6 protein-coding genes and 1 pseudogene are annotated in these 9,656 nt (G+C 40.6%); all 7 read right to left on the bottom strand.

Going from position 1 to position 9,656, the window contains the following annotated elements:
* The 7 genes and pseudogenes from TOL9009_RS37170 to TOL9009_RS0100225 all read right to left on the bottom strand — a co-directional run bounded on the left by TOL9009_RS37170 (window position 1) and on the right by TOL9009_RS0100225 (window position 9,356).
* Window positions 1-3,246, bottom strand: a complete 3,246-nt coding sequence (locus TOL9009_RS37170; protein WP_051502702.1) for a two-partner secretion domain-containing protein — start codon at window positions 3,244-3,246, stop codon at window positions 1-3.
* Between the two features lie 41 nt (window positions 3,247-3,287).
* Window positions 3,288-4,028, bottom strand: a complete 741-nt coding sequence (locus tag TOL9009_RS0100200) for a DUF928 domain-containing protein (protein WP_242055567.1) — start codon at window positions 4,026-4,028, stop codon at window positions 3,288-3,290.
* A 52-nt stretch (window positions 4,029-4,080) separates the two neighbouring features.
* Window positions 4,081-6,453 carry a CHASE2 domain-containing protein gene (locus TOL9009_RS37175; protein ID WP_051502706.1) on the bottom strand — a complete coding sequence of 791 codons (2,373 nt, stop codon included), beginning with the start codon at window positions 6,451-6,453 and terminating at the stop codon, window positions 4,081-4,083.
* A 23-nt stretch (window positions 6,454-6,476) separates the two neighbouring features.
* The gene (locus tag TOL9009_RS0100210; protein ID WP_029630346.1) at window positions 6,477-7,454 is read right to left on the bottom strand and encodes a DUF1822 family protein; all 978 of its coding nucleotides are present in this window, start codon (window positions 7,452-7,454) and stop codon (window positions 6,477-6,479) included.
* Between the two features lie 25 nt (window positions 7,455-7,479).
* Window positions 7,480-8,118, bottom strand: a complete 639-nt coding sequence (locus TOL9009_RS0100215; RefSeq protein WP_029630348.1) for a hypothetical protein — start codon at window positions 8,116-8,118, stop codon at window positions 7,480-7,482.
* A 216-nt stretch (window positions 8,119-8,334) separates the two neighbouring features.
* Window positions 8,335-8,902 (bottom strand): annotated as a pseudogene (locus TOL9009_RS37180) (IS701 family transposase); the annotation flags it as partial.
* A 211-nt stretch (window positions 8,903-9,113) separates the two neighbouring features.
* Window positions 9,114-9,356, bottom strand: a complete 243-nt coding sequence (locus tag TOL9009_RS0100225) for a hypothetical protein (RefSeq protein WP_029630350.1) — start codon at window positions 9,354-9,356, stop codon at window positions 9,114-9,116.
* Between the last annotated feature and the right edge of the window lie 300 nt (window positions 9,357-9,656).

Here is a 9,656-nt window from a genome sequence, read left to right on the forward strand (position 1 = left end):
TTAGCTACCATGACATTGAATTGGGTTCTGTCTGGAAGTGTGAGGACTAGCGGTGGATGAATTAGCAGTCAGGACTATTTGCCCTTTGGCGTTTAGCGTTACACCTGTGGCTTCAACAATACGTTTGGGAGTGGAGATAGTTGGTTTCGTGGTAACAGGTGGTAGGGAACGGTTGTTATTGTTGGGTTTCAGAGACACCCAATCTATTTGGGTTGCATCAGGAGTGAGAATATCTTTAGGGTTAGTTGGTAAACCACCGCGTCCGGCGATCGCAAACTTGCTTTGAGCGTAATTAGGACTATAGCAGCCTTGGGCTACTTCAGTATCAACTGATATTGTTGGCAATTCAACTAAGCCACTGTTAGGGTCAATTTCAGGTGTAATTAGTTCCACAGAACCACTGAGATCGGAACTTGCTCCTGTGGCGGTAATGTCACTTGTGCTATCAGATGCCACATCTCGGAACTGTATGCCAAAGATACCTTGGGCATTGATTCGCACATTCCCGCCACGGAAGTTAGCAGAATTGGCGCTGATATCGCTATTTTCAAAACCAATGAGAAAATCGGTGTCAATGTTGATATTGCCGCCGATGACGTTTTCGCCCCTGGCGTTGGTGAAGATGTTGCTATTACGGCTCATGATCAAATTTTCTGAGTTAATGTTAATTGTCGCTTGCTCCCTATTTGGGTTAACTCTAGCGCTTTGTGTGTTACCGCTAAGTAAGGCGTTGTTGTTTAAACGAATAGAGCGAGCATTTAATGTCATGTTGCCTGCGGTTCCTGTTCCCAAACTCTGCACGGTTATTGCAGCTCCATCTCGCACTAATAAGGTATTAGTTTTAATAGTCAAATCACCCGCATCGCCTGTTGAATTTGGCTGTGCGAAAGCATACAAACTACTGGCAAATTCACCATTTGTGCTTCTACCAATCAGTTGCACATCTTCGGCATCAACGGTCAAATTTCCTCCCTTGCCTTTACTAGATGTACCAGCACCCACCTGTGCACCATCTCGTAGTAGCAAGGTATGAGTTTTAATCGTCAAGTCACCCGCATTCCCTGTTGAGCTTGGCTCTGCGTCTGCGAATAAGCCACTAATAACCCGGCTATCAACGCTTCCACCAATCACTTGTATATCTTGGGCATCAACGGTCAAATTTCCTGCATTGCCTGCACCAAATGTCCCAGTGCTCACCTGTGCCCCATCTCGTACTAGCAAAGTATGAGTTTTAATTGTCAAATCACCCGCATCGTTTGTTGAGTTCCGCTCCGCGGAAGCACTCAATCTACTGCCAAACCGATTATCAGCGCTTCTACCAATAATTTGTATATTTTGGGCATCTACTGTTAAATTCCCTCCCTTGCCCGCACCAAATGTACTAGCACTCACCTGTGCCCCATCTCGCAATAGCAAGGTATGAGTTTTAATCGTCAAGTCACCCGCATCCCCTGTTGAGTTTGGCTGTGCGGAAGTACTTAAGCCACTGGGAAGTCGGCTATCAGCACCTGTCCCAATTAATTCCACATTTTGGGCATCGACTGTTAAATTTCCGCCCTTACTTTTACTAGATGTAATAGCACTTACCTGTGCCCCATCTCGCAATAGCAAGGTATGAGTTTTAATTGTCACAACACCCGCATCCCCTGTTGAGTTTCGGTTTGCGGAAGCACTCAATCTACTGCCAAACCGATTATCAGTGCTTCTACCAATAAATTGTATATTTTGGGCATCGACTGTTAAATTTCCCCCCTTACCCGCACCAGATGTATTAGCATTCACCTCTGCCCCATCTCGCAATAGCAAGGTATGAGTTTTAATCGTCAAATCACCCGCATCCCCTGTTGAATTTGCCTGTGCGGAAGTGCTTAAGCCACTGCCAAATCGATTATCAGCACTTCTACCAATCAGTTGCACATCTTGAGCATCAATGGTTAAATTTCCACCCTTACCCGCACCAAAAGTACTAGTTACCACCAGTGCTCCATCTCGTACTAGCAAAGTATTAGTTTTAATTGTTAAATCTCCTGCATCTCCTGAGTTTGGCTCTGCGGAAGCAAACAAGCCACTGGGAAACTGTTCGGCACTTCCACCAATCACTTGCACATCCTGGACATCAATGGTTAAATTTCCACCCTTACCCGCACCAAAAGTACCAGTACTCACCTGTGATCCTCCCTTCACTTGTAACGTGCTAGCACTGATATTGACATCACCTCCCTGTCCGTTTGCTTCTCGTCGCACCTGATTAGCAATTTGACTCACATTATCAAGACTAATTGCTCCAGTTGCATTAACCTCAATATTTCCCGCCTTACTATTATCAGAACCTAGCCCACTTTCTATCCCTAAAACCAGGGAACTTGCTCCTGTCATCTCTAAATTCCGAGCATTAACCGCGATACTTCCGCCATCATCAGCAGTAACTCTTACCAGAGCGCCATTGCGAAGGAAAACATTACTTCTTTCTACACTATCTGGAAAACTCAAGCTCAGATTATTACCATTGCTATTTAACCCAACTGTTCCCGCGCCTGATAACCCACCTAATTCAACTCGCCCACCAAAAGCAAACAATCCTCCACCATCGATATTGATATCACTGCCTACCAACAGCAAGCTTTTGCCATCTAGTACGCGCAAACCTCTTGCTATAAATTCAGAAGATGGATTTAAACCGGAGGGAGCAACTGAGTTATTTTCGATAGATGCGGTTTTGATTTGATTAAACAGTAAAGCTGAAGGATTGACCGTTAGCAGGGATGAAGAACTTTCTGGATTTGAAGCACTAAAAAAACTGCGATCGCCAAATCCAATAGCATTAGCTGTAGTCCCTACAAACGAACCACCAATATTCAGCCTCGCACCTTGCCCAAAAATAATCCCGTTGGGATTTATTAGAAACAAATTAGCTGTACCATTAGCGCGAATTAACCCATCAATATTAGAAACTGACCCACCCGTAACCCGACCAATGATATTTTGAATATCTACAGCATTATTAAAAGAAGCAGCACTACCATTAGGCACAGAAAACTCGCCAAAGCTGTGAAACAAATTACTTCCTGCTTGCGTTCCTTCAGTAATATTGAAGATATTACCCTCTCTTGTGACGCTGGAATTATTAGGCAAGGTGTTATCTGGGGTAATTTGAGCAAAAACATATTCTTGCGAAGAAGCAATTAATACCCCACATACCACCAAACTACTACACCAGCATTGCCAACCTTGAGTTATTCCTAACATAGCACCTCCAATAAATCAGTAACTTCACCGTGTGATTAGTTTTATTTTTCCAAGTTGTAATGCTGTATAATTGGCTCTTTGGCAAGGTCTTGCAAGCCAACTACATTTAATAAGTCAACCCAATCTTTATTAATAGTTGCATCCTGCGGATTAGCGCGGCGCAGTTGACCTAAATTAGTTAGAGCATCATACCAAATATCATTGGCACTATAAACAATGTACTCCCTTGATTTTGCCGTCTTCAATTGATTATTAAGAGCCTCTGTCAACACTTGTTTTTGCACAAACCCATCTACATAAAAATTGTCAGATGTTTTTTGCGGATCGCCACAATAAATATGAAAATACCAGTGATATTTTTTATCTGCTTTTAATGAATATTGCGATCGCAATGGCAAAGTAATGCTAACAATACCAGATTTTCCAGAAAGAGTAAGAGGTGTTCGATAAACATTTTGTACATCTTTACCATCTAGCACTTGTAACACGAATTCTCCATAACGCGTGGTTTGTGGCAATTGGGGAACATAAAACCAAAATGTTGGATTCTCTGCAACTGTTGATGCTAAAAATGATTTCTCTGCATCGCCAGGGACTAAAGCAGTCAGACGTGTCAGAGAGTTAGGACACTCAGGATTACGCCCAGCCCCTGCTCTGCGCCGACCTGTCGGTGCGCCATTTCTGGGCAATTTCGGTTGGCGAAAAGATTGGAAGTGCGAATTTTTAACAGTGTTTTGAATTGAATTAGGAAGTTGTGCCTGCACTGATTGTGAGTATCTCATCAAACTAATGAATACTAGAGGAATTACACAAACACTTGGAATTATTTTTTTTCTAATCATGACCAAAATTTAATGATCTTCTCTTATTAAGATGAAAACGTTTAAACGATGAAATTAACATTACTTGAGTAGCTAATAATGCTAATATTGGAGGAATAAGTGGCACCCATCCAGCTAATGTAAAAATGCCAAAACATAACCCAAATAATATTAAAAGTGTTACTATCACCGCCAATCCCAGGTGCAGCGGTTTTGAATAATACCATGCTGTAATACCTCCTATTAATGACCATCCCCATATCCAAAGTGCCTCCATCCATCCAGACCACCACCACAATAAAGGTCTGTTGTCTAAAACTGCACTTAAGATTTGACTTAGCATTTGTGCTTGTACGAAGACTCCTGGTATTTGCTTTTGCTTCGGTTTTGCATTAGAACTAAAAGGTGTTTTCCAAAAATCGTTTGTATTGGTGGGGGCAGAAAGACCAATAAGAACAATGCGGTCTTTGAGTAATTGAACTGATTCTAATGGGATTTTTTCATCTAACACATCTCTCAAACTAATTTGCTCGGCAATTTTTTCCACAGAGGAGAGAGAACGATAATTTAACAATATTTGATAACCAGATGCATCCACTTTTTGATAACCGCTAGTGTGTTCGTTTAGTTGCTCAAACACAACGTTACCAATCTGCAAATAACCTTCTTTCGTAACACTTGATGTTTTGCCTTCTTTATCTAAATAATGAAGTGCTAGTTGTAGACTAAAAGCGTATTCTGTAGTACACAGAGATTTTGAGGGAGGAGTTAAATGTAAAAGTTGGCGACGAGCAATATCTTCTTCGTCTGCAACAAAATCACTAAAACTCAAACGTTCTGTGGAAACTCCATCAGGTGGGGGAATTCCATCGGTATCACCATCATCATAAATAGTCGCAACTTTGCAGACAAAAAATAGCCGATTATCTTCCTGAAAACGAGTAGCTAAATTTTGATATTTCGGGTCTAGAATCCCATCACGATAAATATCTAAACCGATAGTTCTTGGTTGATACTTATTTAATTTATCTAATAGTTGGGCAAGAGCTTGGTCAGATAATGACCATCGCATTTGCATTCCTTTATTAAGTTGGTACTGGATATCCGCTTCATCAATAGTGATAATTAAAATCCGTTCGTCAGGTTTTTCGGTGACAAATTGCGATCGCAATTGCATAAAATGGTCAAAAGCCTGTAATTCTGACGTTTGCAGATAACCCCAATACCGCACTCCCAAAACCAAACTTGTTACCAACAAGCTTGTCAGCAATATTGCCATTCCACTCTTGAGAGCAAACATTTTTCGGTGCAACTGCCAAGTCATCGGCACTACCGCATGATGTTCATTAATCACTGGTAACCAACTTGCACCCGGATATTCTTTTTCTATTCCTTTAAGCCTTTGTCTGGCAGTGCGAACCGCAGTATATATAGATTGTCCTGATGAAAAAACCTCCAGAAAATGCTTTAAAAATTTTTGAGCTACGAAGTCTGGCACTGGTTCTCGCATGACAATAATTTGCGGAATTTGTAAATCTTGTAGTTCTCGCGCTAATCCTAATCCATCACAAGAGTTAAAAATCGCTAATTGTAAACCGTTGGCAACAGCATTTCTCAGGTCATGTCTGAGTGCATCAATTGTTAATTTATCTGTCTTATTAATATAGATGCAACCAGTATCACCTTCGCTTTTGGTATGACCTGCAAAAAATAAAATATTCCAAGGTTGTTTCCACAATTTATCGTTGATGTCTGAATATTGAGGTTCTACTAAAAAAGTTGTAGCGGCATTAGGTAATTTTTCTAGTAACTGCCGATCTTGCTCCACATCAATACCGTCACTATGGCCTAAAATTGCCAAAATTCTAATTTTATTTCTCCGGGTAGATGTCCGCAATACAGATGTTACTCTTTCTGATTCTGGAATACTAAGAACAACTTCAGCTTTGAGGTAATCTCTATCTATCAAATCCCACAAATGCCAGGGAAGTTTCTTGAGTTGCAAACAATGAGTGCGAATCAACACCCGCACTTCTTCATCTGGCATCAGATGTTTGAGCCATTTTTCCCGCACGGGACGAAAAGATTCTGACAGCAACCAGTTATTCAAATGCTCCTGCACCTCACTAGCTTTTGTGTCATACTCCTTACGTCGCTGGGAGATAGAACCATCGTAAATAATTTTTTTTGCTTTGATGCGGGTAAATTTCCACAAACTGCGATAGATGGACTGCCACTGGTCAATTGCTGTTGCCATATCTAGATTTGAAGGCAGCTTGCCAGTAATTTCTGTAGTGGGACGTTTGCCTTCTTCTCCAATTTCCAGCGTTACCTGCACGCCTAAGTGCAAATCACCATCTAGCTTCAGCACAACTAATTTTCTCATTGGCAGTACCCCTGCTGTTGTGATTAACAAATGACAAAATTTTCTGTAATGCTGATATCTCCCAGAGCTAGTTTAACGCTGAAACGTTCTCCCATTTCACAACTAAATTCCAATTGAATATTCTTATTGCTGCTTCTAGTTTGAGCTTCCATCACAGATGCGCCCTCAAAATCTAGTATCATTAGATGGAGATTTGGGGGTAGATAATGTTGCCCATTTGTTGGATGTACTTCTACGATAACGTCCATTTCTTGCTCGTTTTCTGGTGGTAGGGTAACGACTAAAACCACTGCGCGTTGGCGTAGCCCGCCGTAGGCATCGCTCAAAACTTTTCGTAAATCAATCAGCTTGCCCCTACTAATAAAAGTGCCATTAGCACTTCTCAAACTCCAAGCTGGATTGATACATTGAGTGTCTAAAAGAGTCTCAACTTCTTGCCAACCAGATTCAAAAATATTCTCTAACCATTGCTTCAAATTAACTAAATTCTGATTACAGGTCAGCGAATTATCAGCAAGTTGGATTTGAGAAAGTTCTTCTAAATACTCCAATAGTTCATCTAAAGGTTGCAATTGGTTAATGGGTAACAAATCAGTTTCTACCTGCTTGACAAATCCCAGCAACTTCGCTTCTCTAAATGATTTGCCAATCTGCACAGCTACATAGCCAATTCGATTTGACTGTACTTCCGGCGGCACATAAACAAATTGTGTATCTGACAATACTGGGCGACATTCTAACAAGCCTAAGTTTTTAAGCGACAAATCAGCGACATCCATAAGTGTCTGTTGGATGACATTCCAACTGTCACTTTTATTCAAGTCTGTTTCAAATCCCATGCAACATAGATAATAGTTTACAAAAGATACAGCCAAAGTATTGAGATAAACTTGTTCCCCTTTTGCTTGCGTGGCTTGTTGTATGCGTAACTCTTCTGCTCGATGCCTTCCATCCACAGGTATAGGGGCTGAAAATGTTAAAACTTCTATGATTTTGCTCATATTTTTCCTAGCTAATTAGATAATATTAAATATACAAATATTCTTGAAATTTATTGGCAAATTTTTTCAAACAACGTTGGTAAAAATTGTGTAAAGATGTGATTCCAATACCCCATTCTGCTGAAATATCTTTCCAAGAAATGCCAGAACATCTTCTTTGAGCTATGGCTTGAAAATTTGCCTCTGGATGACCTTTGATGTGTTCTTTGCAAAAAATTAACTCTGGATCTGATTCTATACATTCTCTTACTTGTTCAAATAAAGATATGGGTTGAGATGAGGGTATATTTTCCCAGTGAGAGTTTTCCAGATTTATTTCATTTTCTTTGCCGATAACTTTGGGGATAGCTTCTGGGAAAAAACGTTTAGTTAATAACATATTTACCCAAGTCATTACTTCGCCGCGTTCTGGGTCATATTTATTAATATTGTTATCTTGACAAAGATAGAAAAATAAATTTTGTACTGCCTCATCATAGATATCTTCGTAAAGTAGTTGAAATTGGCCTTTATAAGGACGAACAAGCTTACCTGACTGCCAAATAGCATTTATCAGACGTGTTAGAGCTATCCGCTTTTCCTTGGTTAGGTGTGTGTATTGTTGGGCTGCGATCGCTAATTCTTTAAGTTGTGCATCTAGTTGTTTTCTCCAATCATTAGTCATAAAAGACCTCGAATCAGAACGCACCAAGTTGCGAATTCATATATATCTCATGGATTGATTGCAACTTTTACACAAACCAGCCACAATTGTTACAAAACTTTGTGCTCATGCATTGAACTGGGGACTGGGAAGATTTGGCTCGGCGCAACACCAGATTCTTTCTTTGGTGTTCATGCTGACCTCCTTTCAAGTTCGATAGTGGGACTTAGACAAAAATCAAGCCCAAATAAAGCCAGTTTCGGCTTTATGAGCGGCAAATACGTCACGATTTATGGTGAGCCATTCAAAAAAACGAAAAGAAATAGCAGCCCTAAAGGCTTCTAAAGCCTCAGCGAAGGTGTTCAAAGGTTTAGTTGCCCACCTACGTCTCAAACCACCAGTCAGCTGATGCCAAAGAATAAAAGTATAGGCACAAAACACCAGGATAAAATGTCGTATGAGACTGGTTTGATCTCGGACTTGATATTCTTTTAATCCTAGAAAGCATGATTGCTTCTCGATAGAAAACTTCCACCCAATTTCGTTGAGAATAGGTGTTGACTATCCATTTTGGAGTGACAACAGATGCAGAAACATTGGTAATAAAGTAGTCGATATCAGTGGCACCAGAGAAAGTAGCAGCATTCATAACGATAGCTATACTTCGCTTACCCTCTAGACGTGATATCTCTACAACTATTGTTGCTACCCACACTGTTCTGGGTTTCTCTAAGTTTAGTTGAATTTCGCTAAAAGCCTCTTGAGGTAAACTCTGTGCCAATTCATCTAGCCTAATTCTTTGTTGATTATTCTCTTGCTCACTAATTGTGACTTTCCGATGAATGCGATCGCTAATCTGCTGCATCTGCTGACATTCCAACTCCAGGTAGTTCAGTGGCTTGAGGTGGTCAATTCTCACGGAGCGATCGCCGGTAGATGAAGATGCTGCGCGATACTTCTGCATTATTATATGCGCTTCTTCAAGCGATAGCTTGCGCGACTCCTTTGAGATGGCTTTACAATTCAAAACCAGAGTCGGAACGATTCCGTTGTTGCGGCTTTTGACGACTTGGTTGCTGTTGGGGTTTTGGTTGTTGCTTGGACTCTTGCTGCTTCTGCTGTGACAATTTTTTCAATTTCTCATTGAATTGTAAAAATTCCTTCACCTCGTCTGGTGTCAACCCTTGACCTTGGGCTGGTTTGTTTGGGTCGAGTGGTATAATGGCAATTGTTTCACCACTAGTTGTAATAACCTGCAATACTAATCACTCAAACCTGCAATCAACGCATTTCCAAACCAGGATTATTTGCAACTATAATTACACTTCAACCAGGATTAATTGCAACTGAGCCAGGATTAACTGCAACCAACCTGCAATCATCGGTTTCAACCAGGATTATTTGCAACTAANCCAAAGTCCTGTCAAACAGGAGTTTGGGAGTTTACTTAAAAACTGCTTCAACTTTACAAAAATATATTAAAATTTGAACCAGAATTAATTGCAACTATAAGGTCAAATAAACGGTCGTTTTTTTAACTGTTATGACCACCCAGATTG

The sequence above is a fragment of the [Scytonema hofmanni] UTEX 2349 genome, from assembly GCF_000582685.1.
Lineage (GTDB): Bacteria > Cyanobacteriota > Cyanobacteriia > Cyanobacteriales > Nostocaceae > Hassallia > Hassallia hofmanni.